This window comes from Clostridium sp. 19966, assembly GCF_032335695.1.
Lineage (GTDB): Bacteria > Bacillota > Clostridia > Clostridiales > Clostridiaceae > JACTOJ01.
The window spans coordinates 30,430-56,169 of sequence record NZ_JACTOJ010000017.1 but is presented as its reverse complement, the minus strand read 5'-3'; the positions used below and the strand labels follow the sequence as shown (position 1 = coordinate 56,169).

The following is a 25,740-nucleotide window of genomic DNA, read 5'->3' as shown; positions in this document are numbered from 1 at the left end:
CTTAATTCAATTTTTTAATTTTCTAACTAAATATTATTTTAATTTGTTACTAAGACTGAGAAACTGAAAATTGTACGGTTGTAGTATAGCTACCTGGTACGGCGGTGTTCCAATCTGTATTAAGCTGCATATCTATTGGATATGCTGAAGATGCTGTTGCTGGCTGACTGCTTGCCAAAACAACCGGATTTGCTGAGTCTTTACTCATAGTTTTGTATGTACTATCACTATGAAGCTTTACTCCAAGATGATCTATAGTTATTATTTTAGGCGTTGTATCTGCTGTCTTAAAGTCACTTCCTGCTACTGCTGTTAGCTTATATGTAGCATTAGATTGTACTGTTGCTGTTAAACTTTGAGTATAAGTGCTAGTTAATGAATTTACATTCCCAAAGCTTATTGAGTTAGTGCTGACTGCAAGTGTAGTTGTTGGATCAACAGTAAAACCTAAATTAACAGTCTGGCTTGCAGAGCTTGCTGCAAATGTTGTTACTCCTGTTGAAAGTGCCATTGCTAATGTTAATACTCCTGCTAATATTCCTTTTCTTTTTCTCATTTTTAATATCGACCTTATAAAATTGAACAAAAATAAGATCTTCCTCCTTATATTTTATTTATAATTTAGTTCAATTTTTATTTTTTAATATATATTTAATTCACTCAGCATTTGCCTCATGATTAAACATCAACTAGCAATTGAAATTTTGTGGTTTTTACTTCTTATTTTTCTTATAAAAAAAACAACTGTCAAAATTACAGCTGCTGCTACTAATAAAACTCCCAATATTATATATTTTCTTATGCCCATAAATGTTATTGAATTAGCCAAGATAATAGGATTGGCTCCTTCATATGGAACTATTATGCTTTGAATATTATAGTCCTTATTATCAATACTCATGTTACTATAGTCTAAACATGCTATTACATCTTTTGTTTCGCCTGGTGAAATAACTGTACTTGAATATAGAACTTGTCCTTCTATATTTCCATTGTCTACAATATTTAATTTACCATTTGGTATTATAGTTTTAGTCCCTGTATTTTTAATAGTATATTTAAAAAATAAATCATGTTCTTGGGAAGATTTATTTTTATTTACTTTTAACTCACCAAATAATAATCCAATACTAGGTTTTTCAGTACTTTCAGTTGATAATTTAGTAATCTGACTTTTTAAATTATCAGCAAAATCTGTACTTGGAGTTTCTATAGTGTATTTGTTACCATCACTTACAATAATTAAGTTTTTTTCACTAAAATCTATTCTATCAATCAAAGAGCTTTGAGATAAAGCAGCTGGTATTAAAATATATTTAGAATCTGATAATTTAGATTTATCATTGGTAATTACATTATTTAAACTGATTTTTTCATTTCTAAATACATCGTATATTGTTTTATCCCCTCTTTTTAATTTAATTGCATCATTACTAAAAGATTTGGTTATCAAAGATATAAAGCTTTGTGAATCTTTCAAATCATCTGTAACAATAAAATCCTTTATTTCATAGGATTCTTTCAATCCGTCTGTCTTCAGTATAGGGTCTTGGACATCAATAAAAACAGGAACCTGCAATAATGAACTTAGATTAATATTTACTTTAGCTGATGATTTCTCTATAGGAACTTCTGTGATATTGATAATCGGCTTATATTCACCTATATCAACATTTTCTGGAACATTAACTGTAAACTTAATTGACTTCTCTTCACCTGGAGCTAAAGATATATCATTTTCTTTAAAATTTATCCATTTTGAAGCCATAACATTATTTCTACTACTATCTTGTATATTATTAAATTTATTAGTATTTTCTATAGCTTCTAAATGAACCTTATAACTATATTTATCAATCCCATTTTGGCCTTCAGCTTTAGAAAACTCACTTTCATTTGCAATAGTAATTTCGCTATCTAGTGACTTTCCTTTTTCAATCTTTAAATTATTTATAATTGTTGGAGAAGCACCTAACTTCAAGGTATCAGCTTTTGCTACATAGCTAGGGATAATGACCATTAATGACATTATTCCTACTAATATTGTGTTTATTCTTTTCATAATTTCCTCCCCTCTATATATGAAACAAAATAAAAAGAACTGTCCATTATTAATAGATAGTTCCTTTACTATTGAGCAGTTATACTTACAGGCAAAGAATATGCATCTGGTTTGTATATCCATCCCCCTTGTAAGTAAAACTTTATATTATATGTTGCTGTAGTAGCAGATAAACTATTAGCTAGTGTTACTGATCCTCCACTACCTAATGATACAGGAGATGAGTTTACACCATCTATTTGAGCCATTAAATAGCTCTTGGATATATTTTGTTTACTTCCTATCAAATCTGAAGTAGTAGAAATAATTAATGAATAAGAATTATTTGCTGTAACTGTAACATTAACTGTAGCAAATAATATATTTTGTGATGATGCATTAACATGACCGCTATTACTGTACGTAGTGCTATTTACTGTTAATGATACAGTTTTAATATTATTAACAGTTATGGTCTGAGAAATAGTATTTCCTGCGTTATCAGTAGAAGTAAAAGTGTAACTACCATTTGCAGTTACTACGTACGTAGTGCTGCTAGAATTAACTACATTACCACTCGGAAGAGTTATACTTTTTATTCCACTCAAATTATCACTAGCATTGGCCGTCAATGTAATACTACTAACCGGCGAAGTTGTATCTGTGGTTAAATTAAGTACCGGAGCAGTTTTATCTATTCCAAAACTTGATGAGGCCACCGCGCTAATATTACCTGAATTATCTAATGTTCTAGCATATATTATATGAGATCCTTCTGTAGAAACAGTCACCTGGCTAGAATAATCTGTCCAAGAACCAGTTGAAGAATCTATCTGATACTGTGACTTACTTACACCAGATCCACTATCTGTACCATTGGTTATGCTAAAAGATACATTATTATTTCCCCAACCAGTTCTTGATAAATTAACAGTTGGAGCTGTTGGCGGAGTAGTATCTGCATTGGTTATTGTAAAAGTATTAGTGGTGTATTTTGTATTATTATAATAAGCAATAACAGTATGTGATCCATATCCTAAACTAGCTTGAAAGCTTACGCTGCCTTCCCACTTATGAAGATCTGACGATGAACCATATTCATCATCAATTAAATTATATATATAATCATTATACTTTGTAGTCCCATCAATGGTTATCATAGCCTGATAATGAGACTTATCCCAATATTGGTTTGATGGAACTGGATAGGGCGTTATATTAAAGGTAACTGATATAGTAACATTTGTATTGGTTAATAAAGCTCCATCCTCAGGAGTAATAACACAAGAATTAACAGTTTCTTTTAACCCAAGTGCATTTGTCGTTATTCCATTAGGGATATAACATACAAACAATAATAGCACCAAAAGTATGCTTAATTTTGTTTTCATTTTTGTTCACCTCCATATGGTATTACGGTATTATAGATTTTATTTTACATACATCCTGAATAGGGCAGGGGAAAGGCACAATATACCGATTTACAAATATTTAGCAAGGTAGTCCACGGATGGGGGAGAATGCACCCTAATCGCAAGTAGAGCTGCAACATGGACAATAAACAACATACTTGCAACAATGACCGATACTAAATAATACGTGTCGTCATCATCGTCATAATCATAATATAGATAATAATCAAATGATAAAGCTTTATATATTAAATACAGCATAAAATGTTCCCCCTCCACGGACAGTATATAAAATTCCCCGCTCTATAGAATAGACGTAATAAAATCTAAGTTACGTTAAAGGTTGTTTTAGTAATATAAAGTAAAGGTTGTTTTTAATATATAATAGAAAAACTTCCTTGCTTCTGAATTCTAATCAACTTAGCACTAAATAAGACGTAAGCCAAGCAAAAAGTAGTAATTCACTAGCAACTCTAAGAATTAATAGTATAGAATTACTAATATGAAATATTAGCATGAAATAAGGGATAGAGTTGTGGATAAAACAATATAAAATGCAAGAATAAGCGGGTACGTATGCAGGACCCACATATAAAGTATAATTATATTTATGTCACGCGCGGCCACACCGCCTAAAGCCCTGATTTCACTAAGTTTTTCTATTTATATTCTCATTTATTTTTGGAATATGTGTGTTTTTTCATCTTCAGCTGCTCCCTGATGAACCTCCAGCAGATCCTGGAGAGCCTCGTAATTTTTTCCGGCTGAAATATTTATCTCTAATACTATTGGAATTAAATATTATCTTGTTATTTTCAAAATTTATACTTAATTGCTCTCCAGCAACAGCCTTATAAACTTCATTTAATATTTCGGATGCTACTTGATCATCTTGTTCATGCGCTTTGGTTGCATCAAGTTCAATAATTTTATAGCTCTCATAGAATAGGCAATAATCACAGGTATTTTTTTCTTTTATAAGCCCTAATGTTTTCAATTTATTTATTAGCTTGTATACACTAGATATATCTGTATAATCTAATAATTTCATAATATTCTCCATAGAAAGCCTTATAAACATAAATTTTGCCACAGCTTTATAGCCTTTTACGAAGAGTTTTAAATAATGCTTTATATATTCTCCTAATTCAACACTTGAAGTCTTTATAAAGGCTCTAGGAAGAATATAACGCTTTTTAGAAGCAGTATATTTAATTTCAATTTTGTCCCCATGATTTTTTATTTTTAGTGAACATAATTTGCAAAGCTCCTTTAAAGTTCTTTCTTTAATCTCATAGTCTTCAGGTTTAAATATAATATTTAATAAGTCTTTATCTAATATCTGCAGATATAATAAATAATGCCTTGTACTCGCTTTATTAGACCATAATTCATTAATTATATTTGCATCAATTTGGACTGCATCTACCTTTACCATTTGCCTGTTTATTATATTTCTCGGACATGCTTGGCACATAGTTTCTATGCCCAAATCCTGATAAACAGCCTGCGCGTAGCTACAAGAAAAATTGTAATTTTTCCTGAATAGCGTATTTACTTTAGAACGTATATTTCTCTGACTTTCATCATGATTCCAAGAGCTTGCCAATTGTACTAAATTTTCATAAACTTCATCTTTTGTATATCCTATGCTTTTTAAATATATACCAACGCTAATTAAACCATAGTTTCTATGGCCTTTTTCAATCATATGTTGCATTAAATATTTAATACATGTACCGCATGGTTTAGCTTCTAATGGACCTTCTTCCACGTATCCTTTACTTTTTACTTTTTTTACTGCTGCAGAATACAACTTTATAAAATTTAGTGCTAACTGTGAAGGCACTTCTTTATCTAAAGGCCTCCTGGTATTCGTTAATTCATCTTTTGTAGTAGCTCCGATCATGAGGTTCATCAATTCAGTTATTTCAATTGGTACAAAATATCCTCCTTTATAATAACAATTTGGAGTTTTCATAAGTTTATATGTAGAAGTAACTATAGACTCATCAACATGAATTAAGCCAATAGCTGCCTTTATTTTTCTATATATTTCCGCATATATTAAGTTTAAATCCTTATCTGGCCTAGCATTAAATGCTTTAGGATTAACACTAACATAAATGGATCTTGAATTATTTATCATTATCAGTATATCATCTCTATGTATATTTAAATCCGTTATTAAAAACTGAACATACACAGTTGCCTCATAGATCGCATCAAAATATTCCTTGCCATCGCCTTCAAATTCTAAAACAAATGGATAATATTTTTTTTCCCAATCTTCTCTTCCTGGTCTTTCTTTAAGAAAGCTGCTGTATGTCTGAATACTCATATGGCTAAGAATCTTATTTTTCATTGTATATTCAAGAGCTCTTTCAATGTGTGTCTCATACTTTTTCGTAACTCTACTTTGGGAAAGATCTTCTCCTTCTATAACTTCTACTATTCCATAATGGTATTTCTCACCTTTTAACGTCCAAAATGCATCTATAAGTTTCATTAGTTTCCCCCTTTTTCCGATAGCTGATGTCGAATGTATTTATATTTTAGGAAAAAGTGTATTACATTTTTTTGTTTATACCCTTTATTTTTTTCGCAAAAATGGATATAATAAAAATGTGCTCACTTTTTTATTTGCATAGGTAAATAATTTTTGAGTTTCAACTTATTTTAGATAATAGAAAACCAAGCCTTTAACACCAAGTTTTTTTTGGATTAAACGCCAAGATTCTGTTATTTAATTTTGCTAATGCTAGTTTATTAGCATTTAGCTTACTCTAAAAAATTGCCAGTTTTTTAGAGTGTATCTAGTTAAGCTGCCAACTTAACCAGATGAATAATTTAATACGATTTTTTAATTCGTCTGCTGTAGTATGCCAATACTGCAGCTTTTTATTTTATTTAAGCTCATTGTGCATTTATATTTCATATAATGCATATTTATATTGTACAGAATTCTTTTAAAATGTGCAATATCAAGCTTTTGAGGCACTTGTCGAAGATTTCTTTATTTTTCCTTTTTTAAAAATTGTAATACATTTTTTTTAGTGCAATATCTGGGTTATAATCATATTTTAAGTGAAATTGTATTACACTTTGGACATTGATTTTAAAATTGTATTACAATTTAACTATTTTAAGTTGCTTATACCTTGATTTTTATGCTTTTGTTGTGTATTACACTTTTGTTAATTATATAACTATTCTGTAATACAGTTTTTGTTCCATATTAATAAAATGTATTACACTTTTATTGTTTTTTGCCCTAAGTTCTTTGATTTTTCTTGTTTAAAACTGTATTACACTTTTAATTGTCGTTTTGTGTCGAATTATTTTTTCTATCTTTTCCTTCTAAATGGCTTAAATGCACTTGATAAAGCGTTTTCGTTGCTATCTATTTTGCTTTCATTATCAAATATCTCAAATGCAGGATCAGAAACGAAGTCTTTATATATCTCTTCTTCACTATTATCAATTTCTTTCTTATTTTCTATTTTATCATTTGAAGTATGCTTATCTGAGATTTCAAATTCATCAATTTCATTAAGCTTTTCTTTTTTCTCTATCTTTTTTCCACCTATCAAAATATCTAAATCAAACTTTTTATACTTTATATATACTTCTATAGCATTTACAAGCTCAATATTTAGCTGGTCTTTTTCATTAGCATCATTTATAAAGTCTATTATTTCATCACTATAGGAGAGTTTTTTTGATAATCTGAAGGATACTACCTCGCCTCGCTGATATTTTTTTTTCTTTTGCTTCTCACCTTCATTCATTCATACCTACTCCTAACTTAATTTATCCCAGAACTTCGTCCGCAGCAGCTTCCTTATCATTTTGCTTTGATACTATGCTATATAATGCCCCTAGTGCATTAGCAAATCTAGCATTTTTCACTAGTTCTGTATTGCCAGCATTGAATTCTTTTTTAAAGCTATCAAAACATGTTATTGATCCTCCACCGCCCATATTAATCCTATTGGCAAGCTCTATGTTTATTCCACTTGGTGCCAGTCTATTATTAATTCTATTTACTAGAGTCTTTACAAACTCATTAAATCTTCTTTCTTTGCTGATTTTAAGTTTTTCCGTCATATCTTCAGTCTTACCATTTATATTAGCGATCAACTTTTTATTATTTCTAATAGTAAAATCTAATTGATGCCTAGACATTATATCTAAAAGTCCTAAATCATATAAAATTTTATCCAAAGGATCTGATGTTCCTAATGGAATTCCTTTGAATCCTTTGTCTAAAAATTCTCCATTTTGGAATACCGATATTTCAGTTGTTATACTACCTATAAATATGCCAATTATAGTCTCATCCTTAAACTTCTCCATTCCTTCATTAAATCCACCTTCAGCATTATAAACTACAGCTAAGTGACCTGCTGCACTTTCAGGTGTAATCTCGTCATCAACTATATTGATAGTAATTTTTGCACCATTAAAAGCAGGCGAATTAAATGTAACCTCATATGATTTTCCTTTAAAGTTCTTTTCAAATATTTCTACAAGATCTTCGTCTTCATAAAAATATTCTTCAGTTGGCAGTAATGTCCCTAGTGCCACATTTTCTGTTTTTTCTAGATTGTTAGGATCATATAAAGCATATGCGCACCCTGTCATTATTAAAATTATAGTATCTAAACTCTTAGCTTTCTTATCTTTTTTACTTTTTTCTATAAGGTCTTCTCTATTTTCTTTAAATGCCAACCCACCTACAAAGTATCTTCCAAGTTCCTTGCCTTCACTTTGTATTGTCACATCTAACAAGTTTGATAAATGCCCCTTTTCTGTTCCCAATGTTCTTCTTTTATATCCTGGGGCGATAACATTCATTACCTCAAGTTCTTTTTTACCTTCATAATTTTCTTCTTCTAAATAAAGTTTTAATGAATCATTTCCCGCATCAGCGCCTATTTTTTTAGTAACTTGCATTACAACTCATCCTCCTTATTTTCTTTTTTATTTTGCTTGTCCAACCATTCCTTTACATCTTTTTTATTGTATCTTAATACCTTTCCCTTACCAATAAACGGCATGCCTTCATTTCTCCATCTCAATGCTGTAGATGGAGTAATCTGCAACCATTCACATAGTTCTGTTGTCTTAATTAAATTTGAGTCTGTCATAATCCAACTCCTTTCCTCTTGCAAATATTGTTTTTGTCATTTTTTATTGCTTTTGCTCGTATTTATGCTTTTTATGCATTTTAATATTTTTTATATGTTTTTATGCTTATTTATATTTTATATTGCTTATATTCCATTGTCAACAATATTTAAGGAATTATTTATTCGTTATATTATGTCAAACTAGATTTTTTATTTTTTAATATATTTGAGAATATCTGTGCAATGTATGGATCAAACTGTGTTCCCGAATTTATTAATATCTCTTTTATGGCCATTTCTACGCTTATATTTGATTTATAGCACCTGTTGCTTACCATTGCATCAAAAGCATCCGCTACGGCGATTATACGCGCATTAAAAGGTATTTCATTTCCTTTCAGTCCATCTGGATAACCTAAGCCATCATATCTCTCGTGATGATGCTTTACTGCTTTTATCACACCATCTGAAAACTTTTTTTCAGATAGTACATTTGCTCCAATAATAGAATGTTGCTTCATTATGCTAAATTCTTGTTCATTGAGCTTATGATCTTTATAAAGAATATAATTAGGAATTATAAACTTTCCAACATCATGTAAGTATGCTGCTGTTTCTATTTCTTTGATAGCTTTTGCATCTAAATGAATAGATTTAGCTATAGACTTGCTTATACTTCTAACATTCCACATATGTTCCATCAAATCCATATTATCACCTTAACTTCCGTTATATCATTACAATTATTCCTGATTTAAATGATATGTATATAGCAGCAAAGACTGATAAAAATCCAATAATCGCAAATATAATAAAACTACTTTCTTTCAATCCCTATCCCCTCCTATTTATATCAGAGTAGAGCGTTATTTGATTTCTACCATTATCCTTAGAAAAATATAAGGCCTTATCGGCCTTTTCTATTGCTTTCCCTATTGAATTTTCTTTATCAAATTGATATATTCCAAAGCTCATTGTCACATTTATAAGTTCTGCTTCACATAATATTGAAGTCGTCTCAATTTCTTTTCTTATTAGCTCCATAACACTTAATGATTTCTTTTCTGTGTTATTATCAAAATATATTAGAAATTCCTCGCCGCCATATCGATAAATTCTGTCTTGCTCTCCTAGTTTATCCTGGATTAACTTGCTAATAGTCTTTAAAACTATATCTCCTGCAGTATGGCCATAAGTATCATTTATTTTTTTAAAATAATCTATATCCCCAAGTACTAAAGAAAATTTCCTATTTCCATTAATTTTTTCTGTAAGATGCTTTTGCATATAATTTCTATTGTATACCTTGGTCAAAGTGTCTTTCATGGCCAGTTCAGATATCTGGTTAGTATAGTTAAAGTTTTCTATAACTAAACTTATTATTTCTGCAACCACAAGAAAAATTTCCTTGTCATATTTAAATTTATTTATATTTTCTATGTATATTGCACCATTATTCTGGTTTAATGGAATCAGATAACTAAACTTTACTCCTCGCCTTTCAGCAGAAACATATGACAGAGTATTATTTGATTCCATAATTTCTGCTTCTTCAGCCATACCAGGTATTTTCTTATTAACATATTCCTGAATATCTTCCGTGAATAATCCGCTGACATTTGTGCTGACGATTTCATATTCATAGTTATCTGCAGCTTCTATCTTTTTATTAAATATCGTACAGAAGTCAATATTATAGTATTTCTTTAATATTTTTATAATTGAATAATAGCTATTTGTAATATCATATTCCTCATTTTTCTTAAGACTAATATTTATTATTTCCTTCAACATGCTATTAACATTTTTTTGATATTTATTTTTACGATCCACATAAATTATTACACTAACAAATAATATAATTATTAATAATATAATTACCATTTCAATCCCCCGCTAAACTTAATAAAGCCCCCACTTAATTTTTGTGGGAGCTTAAATTTATTGAATTACATTTGCCCTAAAGTTGCTAAGAACATTATATTTAGTTTTATATACCATAACATCTCCAGGTTCATACACTAAATTTTTAGGAGATCCTTCAGATTTCCATAATTGCTCTGTATAAGTTGAAATTTGATCTTGGCTTAATGTTTCAATACCATTTTTATAAGCTATAATATCAAAGTTTACTATCAGATGATCACCTTTTAGATAGTTTTCTGGTTTTAATTCAGCGCCATGCTTAACAAATATAGCGCTATCCGGAATGAAATATTCTCCGTACCACCATTGAGTTTTACCATTAGAATATTGAATATCGTTTTTCCAACTCGACCAATCTTGCCCCTGATCTATCCTAACACCTTTCGTAAGTGTAAGTTTATTAAAGTTGTTAGCTATCAATACATCTCCAAGCTTCGTTTTTAATGTAATATTAAAAGGATCATTCAGTCCATAAAATTTACCACTCTTAATATAATAAACATCTACCGGCATACGATTTTTACCATCCCAATAATAGAAATGAGGAGTTATCTCTATCCTATCATTGTCTCTATATAGATAATTCGTCGTTAAATCAAAGAAAAATGCATATCCCAATTTAGGTGCTGTATTTTTTATTGTTGGATGGCTATCTTCGTCAATAGGAAGTTTATTAGCTCCAAATTTTATTCCTGTAGGTTGAGTAAAATCATCACTCTTCCAAAAAACACTATGCCAAATAGGATCTCTTATGTCAGTAACTTCGAAATCATGCATTTTTACTGGATCTTCATACGGTCCAAAAACTTTTGTAGTTAGATTTCCTGCCATATCATACAGCTTTATATGAAGATAAAGGTTATCTCCAACTGGCTTTTCTATATCACTGTTTAATTTCTCACTGCTTCTATCTGTTTTAGTATAATCGCTATTATATAAGTCTTTATATTCACTTGATTCCGTAACACCATACGTCCATAAATACTGTAATTTGGCGCAACCTGATAAATTATCTGAATATGTCAGCTTACCATATAAGCCATTACCACTGCCTTGTTGACTAGTTTTTTCGACTGCTCCCGCTGCTGTAGAAAATATTCCAGGAGCTATATTGAAATCTACCTGCGGAGCTGTTGAATCTATTAAATAAGTTGCATTATCATTATTATTATTTCCTGCAATATCATCAGATTCTACGTTAACATTATACATACCGTCTATTAGCGTAAAATTCTTATTATAGCTTAATAGAGAATAAGGTAATACATCTACAACCTCTTGTCTATTAAAGTGGCTAGAATCCTTTATATCTACTTTAGAGTTTTCATTAAATCCACTCAAGTTATCTGTAGATTTTATGTTTAAAATATATGGCGTTGGATTATTAATCCACTTATCTGGCTTATTTATTTGAATATCTGTTTTTGTATAGTCTATGTTATATTGGCCAGAAGTACCTACAGGATTTTGAGGCACATCAAACTTGTCTATTTTACTTGATTTACTAACAGAAGCCGTCGTTTTGCTGCCATTATTATTGTCTCCACTAGATACATCAGATACAGCTGGTGTTGCCGGATTTTCCTGATTTTCAATATATCTAGAACTTGCGTTTAATACCTGAGCTTTTCCTTCTTTTACATATACAGTCCCTCCACTATCTATCGTTGATGGATAACTATTGCCTGTGACATTTATTGTCCCTAAAGTGTATTTGACTCCAAATGGGACCCAAACATCATCTGTTAATGTAAAAGTATGATGCACAGTATTATTATATGATCCGCTACTAGCATCGTAGGATGAATTCCAGGAATCTATCAATATTGTTTTTGTATAATGCTGAACCCAATTATTTATAAGTGATGGTTTGCTACAAGATACTTTTACTGGATAGCCATTAGGATTCCCTGCATTGGTCCAGTCTGTTGAATTTGGCACAAATGTTATTTCACCGCCATTCTCACCACTAGGCCCTGGAACTAGATTTATATCATCTCTGCCTCCTCTATCAGTTCTGTTAGATAAATTATCTTCAGGATAAACATGCGTATGGTATGTCCCCATAGAATTGCTGAAGTCTCTTTTATCAATATGAACCATCCATGTACCGTTTCCTTTATCTACGCCAGAATAAGTCTTTTTATCCGATTGATCACTTTTAGTCCATGTTTCAAAATTCACAGTTTTAACACCAGACCTACTATCACTTACTCCAAATATATAAGCGTCATATCCGCTATCTGTTATATTTGCTATTGTAAAGTTATATGCATTAGGCGCATCGTCATCTGTTTTAACCCATCTGAAGCTTCCTGCTTGTCCGTTCACAGCAAAATAATCCTGCCACGAACTCCAATGTCCATATTTTTCAATTCCAACTGATGATAATGTCATGTCTATATTGTTTCGTCCTGGCTTTATGTCTTCTTGAACGAGCATACTATTAACACTTAGCGTAGTACCATTAACCGAATAATTAACTGAATTTTTATCTACTATACCTATTCCAGTAACCATATCAGATCCTGTCGTGTTATTATAATTTGAAGCATTATTAGATGGTCCATCAAATAATTTTTGAAAATTTACAGCTCCATTAGTAGATGAAATATGAATAATAGATTGTTTTATATTTGGGTCCCATTGAGCTCCTTGCGAATTTGAAGCGTTTTGTACAGCAACATTTCTATTTTTATAATGAACTGTTGAATCTGACCTTATCCATACAGTATCTCCATTTATATAATTATTACCATTTATTTGATCTATATATGTATCCTTAACATTTGCATTCGGCAGCGGCCTTCTATATATCATTAATACTGCCCTTCTATATCTGTTCCAAGTAACGCCATCTTCAGTATAAATAGCTGAACCTCCATCTTGAACTCCTGGAACTACATTTGCTACATATGTAGGATCATAGCCATTTACATACTCGCTATACCCATTTTTAAAATATTGATCCCAATTATTCCAGTCCATCCAAATATCATTTACCCATACCCATCCCCTTCTATCATCATTATGCAATTGTGTAGAAGCATCTCTTAAATTATTATTATCTATTATTCCAGACGTAGTTGGATTATCCTGCAATCTAGAATCATTAGGATTATTTGATAAAATAAAGTTCAATCCTAGCATATATTCATAAGTACCATCAGAGTAATATGTTCTATAATCATCTGAAGCTTTAACTGTTTGGTGTGGGACTATAAGCATAATAAACACAATAAAAGCTCCTATAAATACTTGTTTATACTTCATAGCATAATCTGCCTCCTGTTAATTTTTTTGCAAAATAAAAATCTAGCTGCATACGCAACTAGATTCCTTTGAGGATCATAGAAATTATGTTGATTTTAATAAATTTACTGCAGATTTCTAACACGAATTTTAACCTTTTAATTTAAAATCATATTGTATTTGGATTTATTCCTTATCAGAATCTCAAAATTTTATAGAGAATAATACTGCTGTAGGCAAAAATACTATTTTTGTTATTATAACTGTAATTAAAATAATTATTTTGAACGGAGCTAATAACAATTTAAATAGGTTTGATTCTTCTTCATACCCATAATAGCCATTGCTGTCCACTTCGTCATAGCCTCTTGCTATTTTGCCTATCACCCAACTCCAAACATCTGAGCCATCATGAAATATCTTAAAAAAATTCCAGTAAGATTTTATTACACTAATATCAAATCTCATTTCTTATCTCCTTGACTATGTTTATAGTATATGCAAACTTTAATCAACTATATTGTAAATTTATGAATCTGTAAAATAGCCATTAATATATTCTTGAAAAACTTATTAGATACCAAATTAAAGTAGCTGGATTTTAATATAATACATCTTATAATTATTTATTGATGCATCCCAATACGCTACTACGTAATTAAATCCATTTTTCGCTCCTGGTTGTTCAGGAAAACGAGTATAATAATATTGACTTTCACCTGTTACTACGTTTACCGAATACTTAATGTATTTAAATTTAGTACTTGGATCGCTTGTATAAGGACACCATTCATTCTTCACATCATCAGGAATAACTAGATTGCCGGTTACAACGGATCTAGCTAATTTCACCAAAGACTGGGTCCTTGGATCTTGTTTATTTCTTTCATATACCGGAATAGTATACTGATTATTTATTTGGTTAGTAAGATCCTCATCAATTCCGCTCTGCCTGGTAGGCGCTGGAGCTGGTGTAGGGGCTGGCTTAGGGGCTGGAGCTGGTGCTGGTGTTGGACTAGTTTTGGGCGTTGCTGCTGGTGCAGAAGCCTGTGTTATTGAACTTGTAGCTGCTGAAGAAGTTTTTTTTGTTGAACTATTATTAGAATTTGTAGTATTTGAAGAAGTATCTGTTGAAGCCGCCTTCTGGCTATTAGCTTCATTTGGTGTATTTGAATTATTACTTTGAGATTGAGTCTGAGTTGTAGGTTGATTTTGCTGATTAGAATCTAAACTTTGAGCCTGTGATTGATCTTCATTGTTTTTTCCAATATCTGATGTGACATTAATATCCTTTGTATCGGCCTTCGCTGTAGCTTCTGCTTTTGGCGTATTTTGTGTGTTATTTTTAACAATTACAGCTGCAGTCGTAACTCCCCCTACACCTACTACTGCCACCGTAGCCATAGCAATTACTTTAACTTTTACTGAAGCATGTAAAACTTGTGGAAATTTTTTTAAAAGCTCAATTATCTTCATTATTGATTCCCTCCCTAACTATTTTATCTATATCGGTTAACCTGAAAAATTTGTTTCTTCCTTCGATTCTGTCTACACTTACTATCCCACGTTTTAATAAATCCTTCATGGCTCTATTGATCCTTTGCGGATCAACATATAAGATTTTTGAAATCTGAGACTGGCTGTATGATTTCCCCTTTAACAACATCCATATTTTATAATGATATGTTGTTAAATCCTTTAATGCAGCAATATATTCATAGTATTCGCTTCTTTCCATATTTCTCTCCACTAATATTGAAATATAATTCAATATATATTGTATTATATTTCAATATTAACACTTGCTCTACAATTTGTAAATAGCTTATGGTAAATTTTTCGTATTTTTATTTGTAATATTTAGGGTCTGGGAAATATCCGTTTTGAGCTGCCTCGTATTCATCAAAAAATGATGTTATATTATCCCCAGTCATATTATTTGAGTAATACTTTTTGCCATTCATTTCATATCCATAAATAGGTTTTCTCTGATATATTTTTGCAGTTCCAAATCCATATGTATTATAGTTAGATACTCCCCTACTGATTTCTCCTTGTAAAAATGCAATAAAACTAACTGAAGTTATTGATCTATTCCCCCAATACGGTATATTGAAAGCAAGTTGCCAACCATTTAATTTTGCTACTTTATTACTGTTATATGTATAATACTGTAGGTCTCTTTGAATAACCTGATTTATAACCTGCGATCTTATTTTTTCAAACTTTTCACCAAAATAATTAGGATATTTACTCTCAAATTTACTTTTATCTCCTTCATATTTTTGTCCAGAAGATAAATCCTGAATATAGACATAATTATCCATAGTAAACCTAATTTTTATATTTAATTTAGTATCAAGTATTTCATATAGCTTTTTATTTGTCCAATCATTTGTATACTTGACACTACCCTTAATCTTCTGTTCCATCCATGAATGAATGTAGTATCCATCATATCCTGCTGCTATAATTATAGGGATTTTATTCTGTAGTGCTTGTTGTGCGGCATAATTTTCTTCTATTCTTAAATTTAGATATAATGATCTTTGAAATCTTTTTAGTCCTTCGTCTAAATTTAAACTTGAGTATAAAGCAGCCCCACCGTTAGCTTGTAGTTCCATCAGTTCATCGTTATTATCCATAAGTAGAGCATTGGCAGCATCGCTTGTAGCATTATCTACTGCCTCTGAATAATCATACTTTAAATCTTCAGCATTTGTCATTGCAGTCATATCAATATTTAAAGGGAAAAATAATATCATAAATAATACAATTGCAATTAAGCTAATTTGCCTCATTTTCTACCATTCCTCCATTGCTGAAGCTCAAGTACTTATTAAAGCCACCTGAATTTTGATATAAACTATATTCTAGTAGCCTACTTGGTTCCACTTGGGTTTCAGTCACTGTTATCGAAAAATCATCGCCATATCTCATATAATATTTCTGTCCAGAATAAATTTGCTTAAGTATTTCTTTGTTGCCATGCTTTATATATAGAACCTTAGTGTCATTAGTGCCATTAGGGTATATTAATTTGCTGCTATGCAATAATTCAACTTTATATACTCTTTTAGTAGTGTCCATTTCGCTCATAAAGCTTTTAAAAGTATCTAAATCTACATATCCATTATTTCTTACTTGTTTTTGAAATTCATTTATACTTCTCTTTACTTGATTATTTATGGCTGTATCGGTTGTGTAAAATGTATTATGTATTGGTCCTGCTAATAGTCCAAACGTTAGTAAAATACTTATTGCTATTTCTGCCAGTGGATTAACCATTGTATTCCTCCTCACATCTAAATCTTTACCGATATATCTTAATTATTTTTTGAAGAACCAGTGATTGCCTATCCTTTCAATGAATTTACTTTCAACAGCAAAGCTAGGCCTTATATGCCTAGCTTCACATATCTGCAAATTAGCATAATAATATGCATCTGGAATAATATCTTTACCTCCCACAACTTCATTTGCAGCATTAATTGACTCACTGCTTGGTTCTATATTGAAATTAATACTGCTTATTCCTTCAAATTGCCCAGGAAAATATATTACATCCCTTATAGTTTTTTTATCCTCTTTACTCCTGTTTATAACTACGCTTCCAACAGCAAGTTTTCCTTCATAAGACTCTCCTCCAGCTTCACTTTCAATTAACCTAGCCAATAATTTAATATCTTCTACATTTGCTTGAGTTGCCGGAGACTTTGACTTATTATTTATAAAATCTATTATCTCAGGACCATTCCTGCTATTTTCATCTTCAAAATCATTTAAAATAATATATTCATTATCATTACTATTTTTAGGCTTTATTCTTAACAAACTATCCATTTCCTTACCCTGGGTACTCCTTTGTTTATTGCTAATATTTAATATTAAAAATATAGTTAATAAAATAGTAAAAAACACAAAAATCTTTCTCAAAATAATCACCTTTAATATTTTTCCATAAGTAGTAGTTAATGTTTAACTACTACTTATGGAATGTTAATTACTGCTGAGTAAATGTTATAGAAATTATGGTTCCATTTGTCGTTTTGCCTAATACTGAAGTAAAAGTAGCTTCTCCTTCGATATAATCTGGATCTGAACTATCTGATATATTGTAGCTTCCAGTATTATACTTCTTGCCAACTGTATCAGACTTAGTCTTTACTATTACACTTAAATCTGATGAAGCTTTTGTGTTTATAGCACTAATTACCTCACTACCATTAATTTCAGTATTATCATAATTACTAAATGTACTTGCAGTAAAACTCTGTACTGTTGATTTTAAATTTGAACTGGCCAAAGTTCTTAATGGTCCAGATAACCCAAAAATTGCTACAAAAAAAGTGATTACTCCTAATGTTAATATTATCCCTACTGACCCATGTGTTCCTTCTTCTACCGCTTTCATATTCTATACCTCCTAAAATTAAACAGTATGTATACTGTTAAAATGATTAATAATATTTATTGAATTATTTATACTAATCTCCTTCACATATAAACCACCTCCTTTCATATATCTAGTATATTTTTTTGTAGATACAAGCTGTTATAGACTCAATTTTATGAGAATACAAGTAGCTATAATCAAAATTGAAATAATTATTATCGATTCCTTTGTTGATATTTCTCTCTCTTGCATGCTCTCACCTCGTAAAATATAAATTATTTGGGGATTCCTGCTGATACCTGAGATATGATATCTGAAGCTTTATAAAGAGTTACTACCATCAAAGGTACTAGCATATATAAGATTACAACGCTCCAATACGCAATTCTGCATAATCTTTCAGCTACTGAAACCCTCCTACTAATTTCTCTTTCATCATCCTCCTCTCTGTTTTTAGCATAATCATTTCTGTGTGTACTTAAGTTTGAAAAGGCCTGTACAAAACTAATATCTTCTGTTTTTTGTAAGTTCTTAATTAAATTTTTAAATGGCTTAAAATCCACCTTTTCAATGAGATCATCTAATATTTCTTCTTCATTTATTGTATTTTTTAATAGACTATTATCAGTACTGTCTACTATTACATTATTAAGTGCTTCATCGGTACCTTTTTGTAGCCTATAAATAGCATTATCAATAGGAATTTTGAATTGCTTAGCAAACTTGCTCCAATAATTCAAAACTAACTCTATATTTGTATTTTCAAAATTCATCAATATTAAAACTACCGTTTCTAATAGCATTACCTCAGAATTCATTGATAACTTATTTGTTTTTATTTTGAATTTTAAATATAAATTAGGTGCTATCGTTGATATAAACGAAAAAAATAAACATATCAAGATTTCATACAATCTGACATGTTCATTGTTTATATTAATTAACTTATTATTTATTTTTTCGGCTAACTTTGTAGTTTCATCATTATCATCTAATCCTTGCGATAGCAACATATTTCTAATCTCAGTTGTTTTATTTATAACTTTATCTTTTTGCAGACCTATGCTATTTATAATTTTTCTCTCCAACTCATCTGTATTTTTTTGCTCGCCGCTTACTGTTATTATGGTTTGTCCCATGCTAAAGGTCGTATTATCTAACATATTTCCATAATTTATTTTATGTGCCGAAAAAGCAGCTGTTAGGGAAAATATAAATGCTGCTAAAAATATCACAGTTTTTTGTACAAATACCCATTCTATTTTAGTTTTTATCTGTGATCTAGCAATTAATTTCCGGTAATAGTAATACTTTTTTGAATCTCTTTTAGGTATAATAAAACTAATAAATTTGCTAAATATTTTTATATTCAATAGCTTTTCTTCCCATAAATATTTCTTTTCTAAGTCGCTTGCTTGATCTACATTAGATAAGTTTCTAACTATAAAAAACATAGCAGTGCAAAGTATAGTCAATAAAATTTTCAATATAAAATTCATGCTACTTTTATAAAAAATGTTTGCCTCTGGAAGACACTTATCAAACCACATCTCTAATGGTTTAAACGCCAGCAAAGGTGCTATACATGTAAACGCTCCATTTCCAATCCTATGCATAATAGCTCTTATTTTAAATATATCCATGTTTATTAATTTGTTAAAATGCTTTATATTGGCCATGAAAACTGATTCATTTTCATTACTAAACGTATCTCCAAATTCATTAGTTAAATGGCAATTTAAAGCATCAAGCTTTAAATAAATATTGTTAGGTGAATTAATATACTCCTCTAATACATCGCCGTCATCAATAGCCGATTTCATATTTATTATATGGTTTATCGTAATTAAACTGCTATTTTCATCTTGAGCTTGCTCAACAGCTTTATCAATATCTTGATGGTGCTGATAATCAGGAATTAGATCCTCATTAAATTCATGTAATCCTGTTAATAGCTCTATATCATTTCCTATAAAATGTTCTAGCAATATTATCTTGAGATAATAACAAAATGGGGATAATATAACTATTTCAAAACTATCATCTTTGAAATAAATGCAAACAAATGTAAAACTAACTAATGCGATAAACCATGCTGTTACATAATAAAGAGCTACTTTAAAATTCAATATATCGTCATCCCATAAATTGTTATTATATAATCTCTGTCTAACTCTCTTTATATCATTTTTTAATATAGGGATTTTAGTTAAATAACCATATATTATACTGAAAAAATCAGAAACCTTTCTGCTTATTTTGCTCTTTTTTCTATTTTTATTATTAACAAATAAAAATGCTTGATATAAAAAAAATGCTGCCCACAAGGCAATAATTATCTTAAATTCAACGTTCACGCTTTACGCCCCCTTTTCGATCATCTTCTCCATTCTATCCATAAGGTTTTGAAACTTTATTTGATCTTCCGGAAGTAGCTTTTTCATAATTTCTTTCTTTCTCTTCGCACTTATAGGATTAGTTATTATATATTTTTTTTCTATAGGATCATATTCAACAATATTTACATCCTTATATCCTTTATTCTTTTTTCTTTTACTTATATACATGCTTTTTATCATCTCAAACATTACATCAAGCTTACTATCTCTATCAGTAATTCTTGAATTTGCAAATTTATCTAATATATCCTCTGTTTGATTTTCATCATCGATAATAAATTCAGTTATTCTTTCTATATATCTTTCTCCATCTGGCGTTGCTTCAGGATGTACATCAAACCCCAATGTTTTCAAGACTGCTTTTAATGCAGATTCTTCATTAGTAAATGCCCCTGAATTCACGCCTGAATTAGTTAAAGCGTCAACTAATGCATCTGCATCATTAGCATGATGTGTGTATACCGTTGTTTCTGATGCAGCTTGTGATACCTTAATAATATATTTAATGTGTTCATCTTCTGCTGCCTCTGTAATTACAGTAATATCACCATTCGATTTTTTTATGGCAGCTATTGCTTTATCTCCATTAATGTTTTTAGTCTTTCTTATTGTCATAATATTTCTGCCGGCACCAGGAATTTTAAGTCTTAAAAATGCCTCAAAATAGTCTTCCCATACTCTTATGGCTGTATTGGCATACATATTTCTTATAATTGCTATCAACAACGTTGTTTTCCCTACCCCTTGAGGTCCAGTTACAACAAGCTTTGCCTTTCCCTTTCCGAAGAATTCTAGCAATTCCTTAACAATATCATAATTTTGTTGTTTATATAATATATCTAAATTAGGATCTACATCGAATTTCCTTATAAATGCACACCATGACTCCGCGAACGGAGGTCTAAATGTTACAGCTCTCGACAAATCAGCCATATATGTGAATATATATCCATCTGATCTTGTCAATTGAGCAGTATCATGAAATTTATAAATTAATTTACATACTCTCTCTAATTCGTGCTGTGATCCAAAGCTTAGAAAATCTAAATGAATTTCCTTTCCCCTGTAAAGCCATATGCTATCATAAGAGTATTTATAATTTTGTATTGCATCTATATTCTGTCTTATCTGCATATCTGATAGCTTACCTATAAAATCTATTGGTACTCCAGATACTCCTATGCTTATACCATCACAAAACATATCTCTAATCTCATCTATGACACCCAAACCTTTTGTATCCTGATAAATTCTTTGAACTATTATTTCTAATTTATCTTCAAATGATAAATTTATTTTTTCTTTTGCAACGGATATACTTTCTTTGCTAAATATATCATTTATATCATCTACTGTTATTACGCAGCACTTAACTCCATCTATATTCCTGAATTTATTTAATTGATACTTGTCCAGCAACTTGTCCAATGCCCAATATTCATGTGTTTTTTTATATGAATATAAAATTATTTCAAATTTATCCTGAGCTGTTTTAGGAGATTTAAAATTAAATATATAGTCAATATTATCTCTACTTACACCATACTCTTTTGTTATAATATCAGCTATATACTTCTTCATATATAATTTAGCTGCAATATCCCCCTTACCGCAATTTTGGGATATTTTTAATAAAGTCCTTCTTTTTTCCTCTTGTTTTCTATATTGAGCACTTGTCATGCCTGTATTCTCTGTTTCGTGCCTCCTTGAATACTCTAAAGATTTTTCAACATACAATTGAACGTTTTTTAAGGTGTACTTTTCTGTTTTTTCTTCATCTATATCTTTTGATAGCAGTGCGCCTTTTACTTTACTTAGAAAAGCAATCATATTTCAACCCCCTTCAAATTGCCATTAATATTTTTTTGAATTTAGTGTACATATTTTCCATTCCAAGCGGCTTCTTTAAAGTATTTTCCTCAGAAAACGAATTTATTCTATCACATATCCGGTTTACTTCCTGAAAAAAGAAATTATTATCTTCTTTCATTACAAATTTATTATTTACATAAAAATAATCGAGGATCCTATGATTATTTATAGAATCCAGCAAATCAATATTATATGGAACTGAAAATATTTCATCTTGATATCTATAATTTTTCTGTATATACTTCTGAGAACACTTACTCTCACAATCATACCTGCCAATAACTATAATTATTTTTTTATTTTTATCTTTTAATTTTTCATGGTCTTCAGTAAAAAATTCGCTAATCATTTGTTCATTCTGCTCTAAAGTCACAATTACTAGATCCGCATTATCCAGTACCTTTTCTGTTATACCATCTTTTAGCCCAGAATTTACATCTATAAATTCTAGGTTGTAATGCTCGTCTGCAGTATTCACTATGTTTTTAATAGTGTTATTTATTGAAGCAGAATACATCCCTGAACTTATTTTATCAGTTCCAAAAATTATACTGAGTCTTTTATCTATTATATTAGCCGAGCAATTATAGAAATCTTCCTTTTGTATATTTGCATTTCCAACTGCTAACCTATCTAAAAAATCAATTCCATAATCATAGCTCCTTAATTCCGCTAATTTTCTACCACTAAAAAAAGCACCTTCCATTATTGATTTAGTGTATTGTGTATTTATCAATACATTTTCACCTTCATAATTTAGCGAATAAGCCAATGTAATTGCTAAACCATTAGTCGTATTCCCTCGGCCATGCAGTGGACTCCACAATGCTATTTTCATAATTATCACCTTCTACTTTGCTATTTTTTTAAAATTCTTTATATCAACTTTTTCTATAATATTAATAAAATCGAATAACGCTCCTTTATATTCGTCTGTGAGTTTTTTTAAATCTATTTTCCCATTCATCTTTCCTTCCTGGATAATTCCTAAATTGCGTTCATCGAATAGAATTTCTATGTTTTCATTTACTTTTGAAAGATCCTTAATTTTTATATATTTAACCAGCTCTGATAGCAGATACATTGGCCCATATTCAATATTTAGCATACTGTTAAATACTATAATTATCTTGTTTTCTTCAATATTGATTTTTCCTAATATATCTTTATTTTCATAAAGAGCAGCCTTATCTCCATCTTGAAATAAAAATACCCTTTCTGCAGAATGAATTAAATCCATTGGCACATTTATATCGCCTTCATAAAAAACATAATCATATTTCTCTAAGTTATATTCTTTAAGTCTATTAATATCAAATGTCTTGTATTGCTGTCCAAAGACTATTTCAAAGTCATCTCTTATGATTGTTTTAGAATCTTCCAAAGGGTTCAAACTTTCAATATCGCTATTAAAACAAAAAAAGCTTTTTATACCCTGATCGAATGATGTATCAACCACTAATACCTTCTTTTTTAGCTTGGCCAATATTTTTGCTAATAGTATCATGTTTGTAGTTTTACCAGTACGTTTAGCTCCTAAAAATAGATATTTTTTCATTTTCAAATTTTCCTCCTTACTAGTTAGCAAAATTAGGCTTATCTGTAGTTACTGTAGATGCGTTTTTATCTTTAAGATCTTTTTCAGCGCTATTAACAACATTAGGATTGCTCGTTATCATTTTCTTTATAGTATCATTTAATTCGTAAGTTACCTTAGCAGCTTCCTGATTTTGAGGATCTATATAAATTGTAGTATATAAAATTCCTCCGGTTAGTGATGCCGCTACCGTAGCATTATTTTTATATTGCCTTTCTTGCTCGGATATATTTATAATTAATGTTTGTGCATTTATAGAAAGCACTTTTTTCTTTGCAACTACGACGTAATCACTACCATCTTTAGCCTTATATCTTATGTCTATATAATCTCCTACTTTTAAATTTTTACTAAGTGCAATATCTGAATAATCCTGATTTCTTATATCATTTGCCGCATAGTCTTCTTGCTTTACAATCATAGCTGAAGTGATTGAGGTCTTTTTATTAAGATTTATCTTATATACCATACCTTTTAAAGCTTCAGTCCTTACGTCCTTCAATGCGTTATCTGGTACCGCTTCTTTATTATTAGGTACCGGTGTAAAATCGCTACTCTCTACTGGATTCCCTGCAATTACAGGTTTATTTAATATATAAACAACCTGTTTTTGTTCTTTATTCTCATTTAAAATTTGATCTTCAGTATTTTTTTTCGCTATCGGAATGAAAAACACTTGGTAAAAAACCACGATAACAACTATTGCTGGTATAGATGTGACAGCAGCTCCTTTCCAAAAACTATTTTTAATTTGTTTTTCTCTTCCGTTATATTTATTTGACCTTCCTAGCATATTTATTTTACCTCCATGATTCATATATTTAGATTGTACACTGCTTTTCCATGAGATTTTCAATCTGCATTATTTCGTTCTTAATTATAATTTTCTCAATTATGTCTATAGGTTTGCCATCCAACATTCCACAACTTTCTATGAAGTCATATAACTCATGATATGCTCCTTGAGCGTTTTTTCCGTTGATATTATATGTAAATGAAAATATACACTGCTTCTGCCTCTCTGTTAAAAAACCAGCTAGTTTATTTTCATTGTTACGGGTATGTTCAAGAAGATCTAACTCTAAAGTATTATTTAAAATATTTATGCTTTCTTTTATACTTGAATATCTAGATTTATTATCCGCCGACGACCATTCGATATCATCTATAAGTGATAATATATGTTTTCTTCCTTCCGTATTATTTTTTGCTTTATATTCATTTATATCATGCGTTTCTTCTGGCATAGCCTTACGGATGCTGACATGTAATGTGGAAGCTTTAATCATTAACAGCATTAATAATGTAGTCGCTGCTAAGATAATTATTATATTAATAATAAAAGTGGGGACAATACTATCGAGATTGCTTCCTATAACAATTTTTTTAAAAATAAGTAATATTCCCGCAGTGCAAAAGAAAGTATTTCGCATATTCTGATGTTTTAGTAGCTCACGCGCCAAAAATACAATTCCAAGTACCATAAAAGCAATTCTTAAATAAGCCAATATTCCATCTCCTCACTCATTAGGTAAATCTTCTTGTTAAAAATTTAAATATACCTTTCTTAGTTCTTTTGCATTTAAACTTTTCATTAGTGTTTGCAAATCTCTTATGAATTCCTTGTCCTTGGAAACAGCTACAGGATTTTTTGTACTAAACATACATTCATAAATGTATTCGCCAGAAGCTTTATAATAGATAATAAGC

At 30.1% G+C, this 25,740-nt stretch carries 23 protein-coding genes; all 23 read right to left on the bottom strand.

What is annotated here, in order from left to right:
• Positions 1 to 49 precede the first annotated feature (49 nt).
• Positions 50 to 556, bottom strand: a complete 507-nt coding sequence (locus IAI10_RS16445) for a hypothetical protein (protein WP_315674388.1) — start codon at positions 554 to 556, stop codon at positions 50 to 52.
• Between the two features lie 129 nt (positions 557 to 685).
• A complete protein-coding gene (locus tag IAI10_RS16440) occupies positions 686 to 2,062 on the bottom strand; it encodes a hypothetical protein (protein WP_315674387.1) in 1,377 nt (458 codons plus the stop codon).
• Positions 2,063 to 2,130: 68 nt separating this feature from the next.
• A complete protein-coding gene (locus IAI10_RS16435; protein ID WP_315674386.1) occupies positions 2,131 to 3,432 on the bottom strand; it encodes an OmpL47-type beta-barrel domain-containing protein in 1,302 nt (433 codons plus the stop codon).
• A 727-nt stretch (positions 3,433 to 4,159) separates the two neighbouring features.
• Complete coding sequence (locus IAI10_RS16430; RefSeq protein ID WP_315674385.1) at positions 4,160 to 5,962, bottom strand: hypothetical protein; 1,803 nt, start codon at positions 5,960 to 5,962, stop codon at positions 4,160 to 4,162.
• Between the two features lie 838 nt (positions 5,963 to 6,800).
• A complete protein-coding gene (locus IAI10_RS16425; protein ID WP_315674384.1) occupies positions 6,801 to 7,244 on the bottom strand; it encodes a hypothetical protein in 444 nt (147 codons plus the stop codon).
• 22 nt (positions 7,245 to 7,266) lie between these two features.
• Positions 7,267 to 8,412, bottom strand: coding sequence for a ParM/StbA family protein (locus tag IAI10_RS16420; RefSeq protein ID WP_315674383.1), 1,146 nt, complete (start codon positions 8,410 to 8,412; stop codon positions 7,267 to 7,269).
• Positions 8,412 to 8,606 (bottom strand): helix-turn-helix domain-containing protein, encoded by a 195-nt coding sequence (locus IAI10_RS16415; RefSeq protein ID WP_315674382.1) that lies wholly within the window; start codon positions 8,604 to 8,606, stop codon positions 8,412 to 8,414. Before IAI10_RS16415 ends, IAI10_RS16420 begins: the two co-directional genes overlap by 1 nt.
• A 173-nt stretch (positions 8,607 to 8,779) precedes the next feature.
• Positions 8,780 to 9,298, bottom strand: coding sequence for an HD domain-containing phosphohydrolase (locus IAI10_RS16410; RefSeq protein ID WP_315674381.1), 519 nt, complete (start codon positions 9,296 to 9,298; stop codon positions 8,780 to 8,782).
• A 124-nt stretch (positions 9,299 to 9,422) separates the two neighbouring features.
• A complete protein-coding gene (locus tag IAI10_RS16405) occupies positions 9,423 to 10,472 on the bottom strand; it encodes a GGDEF domain-containing protein (protein WP_315674380.1) in 1,050 nt (349 codons plus the stop codon).
• 57 nt (positions 10,473 to 10,529) lie between these two features.
• Entirely contained in the window at positions 10,530 to 13,787 is a 3,258-nt protein-coding gene (locus IAI10_RS16400) for a GBS Bsp-like repeat-containing protein (RefSeq protein WP_315674379.1), read from the bottom strand.
• Between the two features lie 183 nt (positions 13,788 to 13,970).
• Positions 13,971 to 14,234, bottom strand: coding sequence for a hypothetical protein (locus tag IAI10_RS16395; RefSeq protein WP_315674378.1), 264 nt, complete (start codon positions 14,232 to 14,234; stop codon positions 13,971 to 13,973).
• Between the two features lie 117 nt (positions 14,235 to 14,351).
• A complete protein-coding gene (locus IAI10_RS16390) occupies positions 14,352 to 15,242 on the bottom strand; it encodes a hypothetical protein (RefSeq protein ID WP_315674377.1) in 891 nt (296 codons plus the stop codon).
• Positions 15,229 to 15,504: a helix-turn-helix domain-containing protein gene (locus IAI10_RS16385; RefSeq protein ID WP_315674376.1), complete on the bottom strand. Its 276-nt coding sequence runs from the start codon at positions 15,502 to 15,504 to the stop codon at positions 15,229 to 15,231. The genes IAI10_RS16390 and IAI10_RS16385 overlap by 14 nt, the downstream gene beginning before the upstream one ends.
• A 109-nt stretch (positions 15,505 to 15,613) precedes the next feature.
• Positions 15,614 to 16,567: a hypothetical protein gene (locus tag IAI10_RS16380; protein WP_315674375.1), complete on the bottom strand. Its 954-nt coding sequence runs from the start codon at positions 16,565 to 16,567 to the stop codon at positions 15,614 to 15,616.
• Entirely contained in the window at positions 16,554 to 17,054 is a 501-nt protein-coding gene (locus tag IAI10_RS16375; protein WP_315674374.1) for a hypothetical protein, read from the bottom strand. Before IAI10_RS16375 ends, IAI10_RS16380 begins: the two co-directional genes overlap by 14 nt.
• 42 nt (positions 17,055 to 17,096) lie before the next feature.
• The gene (locus tag IAI10_RS16370) at positions 17,097 to 17,609 is read right to left on the bottom strand and encodes a cell wall hydrolase (protein WP_315674373.1); all 513 of its coding nucleotides are present in this window, start codon (positions 17,607 to 17,609) and stop codon (positions 17,097 to 17,099) included.
• A 160-nt stretch (positions 17,610 to 17,769) separates the two neighbouring features.
• Positions 17,770 to 18,180 carry a hypothetical protein gene (locus IAI10_RS16365; RefSeq protein ID WP_315674372.1) on the bottom strand — a complete coding sequence of 137 codons (411 nt, stop codon included), beginning with the start codon at positions 18,178 to 18,180 and terminating at the stop codon, positions 17,770 to 17,772.
• Positions 18,181 to 18,437: 257 nt separating this feature from the next.
• Complete coding sequence (locus IAI10_RS16360; protein WP_315674371.1) at positions 18,438 to 20,519, bottom strand: hypothetical protein; 2,082 nt, start codon at positions 20,517 to 20,519, stop codon at positions 18,438 to 18,440.
• Between the two features lie 3 nt (positions 20,520 to 20,522).
• Positions 20,523 to 22,391, bottom strand: a complete 1,869-nt coding sequence (locus tag IAI10_RS16355; RefSeq protein ID WP_315674370.1) for an ATPase, T2SS/T4P/T4SS family — start codon at positions 22,389 to 22,391, stop codon at positions 20,523 to 20,525.
• Positions 22,392 to 22,404: 13 nt separating this feature from the next.
• Positions 22,405 to 23,271 (bottom strand): hypothetical protein, encoded by an 867-nt coding sequence (locus IAI10_RS16350; protein ID WP_315674369.1) that lies wholly within the window; start codon positions 23,269 to 23,271, stop codon positions 22,405 to 22,407.
• A 12-nt stretch (positions 23,272 to 23,283) separates the two neighbouring features.
• Entirely contained in the window at positions 23,284 to 23,991 is a 708-nt protein-coding gene (locus tag IAI10_RS16345) for a hypothetical protein (protein ID WP_315674368.1), read from the bottom strand.
• Positions 23,992 to 24,010: 19 nt separating this feature from the next.
• On the bottom strand, positions 24,011 to 24,823 hold the full coding sequence (locus IAI10_RS16340; protein WP_315674367.1) for a hypothetical protein: 813 nt from the start codon (positions 24,821 to 24,823) through the stop codon (positions 24,011 to 24,013).
• Positions 24,824 to 24,851: 28 nt separating this feature from the next.
• Positions 24,852 to 25,538, bottom strand: a complete 687-nt coding sequence (locus tag IAI10_RS16335; RefSeq protein ID WP_315674366.1) for a hypothetical protein — start codon at positions 25,536 to 25,538, stop codon at positions 24,852 to 24,854.
• Positions 25,539 to 25,740 lie beyond the last annotated feature (202 nt).

Coding starts and splice junctions, on each gene's coding strand:
- IAI10_RS16385 (WP_315674376.1), bottom strand. CDS start 15,504: ATGGAAAGAAGCGAATACTATGAATATATTGCTGCATTAAAGGATTTA.
- IAI10_RS16380 (WP_315674375.1), bottom strand. CDS start 16,567: ATGAGGCAAATTAGCTTAATTGCAATTGTATTATTTATGATATTATTT.
- IAI10_RS16410 (WP_315674381.1), bottom strand. CDS start 9,298: ATGGATTTGATGGAACATATGTGGAATGTTAGAAGTATAAGCAAGTCT.
- IAI10_RS16430 (WP_315674385.1), bottom strand. CDS start 5,962: ATGAAACTTATAGATGCATTTTGGACGTTAAAAGGTGAGAAATACCAT.
- IAI10_RS16390 (WP_315674377.1), bottom strand. CDS start 15,242: ATGAAGATAATTGAGCTTTTAAAAAAATTTCCACAAGTTTTACATGCT.
- IAI10_RS16445 (WP_315674388.1), bottom strand. CDS start 556: ATGAGAAAAAGAAAAGGAATATTAGCAGGAGTATTAACATTAGCAATG.
- IAI10_RS16345 (WP_315674368.1), bottom strand. CDS start 23,991: ATGAAAAAATATCTATTTTTAGGAGCTAAACGTACTGGTAAAACTACA.
- IAI10_RS16420 (WP_315674383.1), bottom strand. CDS start 8,412: ATGCAAGTTACTAAAAAAATAGGCGCTGATGCGGGAAATGATTCATTA.
- IAI10_RS16375 (WP_315674374.1), bottom strand. CDS start 17,054: ATGGTTAATCCACTGGCAGAAATAGCAATAAGTATTTTACTAACGTTT.
- IAI10_RS16365 (WP_315674372.1), bottom strand. CDS start 18,180: ATGAAAGCGGTAGAAGAAGGAACACATGGGTCAGTAGGGATAATATTA.
- IAI10_RS16340 (WP_315674367.1), bottom strand. CDS start 24,823: ATGCTAGGAAGGTCAAATAAATATAACGGAAGAGAAAAACAAATTAAA.
- IAI10_RS16435 (WP_315674386.1), bottom strand. CDS start 3,432: ATGAAAACAAAATTAAGCATACTTTTGGTGCTATTATTGTTTGTATGT.
- IAI10_RS16370 (WP_315674373.1), bottom strand. CDS start 17,609: ATGGATAGTTTGTTAAGAATAAAGCCTAAAAATAGTAATGATAATGAA.
- IAI10_RS16400 (WP_315674379.1), bottom strand. CDS start 13,787: ATGAAGTATAAACAAGTATTTATAGGAGCTTTTATTGTGTTTATTATG.
- IAI10_RS16395 (WP_315674378.1), bottom strand. CDS start 14,234: ATGAGATTTGATATTAGTGTAATAAAATCTTACTGGAATTTTTTTAAG.
- IAI10_RS16355 (WP_315674370.1), bottom strand. CDS start 22,391: ATGATTGCTTTTCTAAGTAAAGTAAAAGGCGCACTGCTATCAAAAGAT.
- IAI10_RS16415 (WP_315674382.1), bottom strand. CDS start 8,606: ATGACAGACTCAAATTTAATTAAGACAACAGAACTATGTGAATGGTTG.
- IAI10_RS16425 (WP_315674384.1), bottom strand. CDS start 7,244: ATGAATGAAGGTGAGAAGCAAAAGAAAAAAAAATATCAGCGAGGCGAG.
- IAI10_RS16440 (WP_315674387.1), bottom strand. CDS start 2,062: ATGAAAAGAATAAACACAATATTAGTAGGAATAATGTCATTAATGGTC.
- IAI10_RS16350 (WP_315674369.1), bottom strand. CDS start 23,271: ATGAAAATAGCATTGTGGAGTCCACTGCATGGCCGAGGGAATACGACT.
- IAI10_RS16405 (WP_315674380.1), bottom strand. CDS start 10,472: ATGGTAATTATATTATTAATAATTATATTATTTGTTAGTGTAATAATT.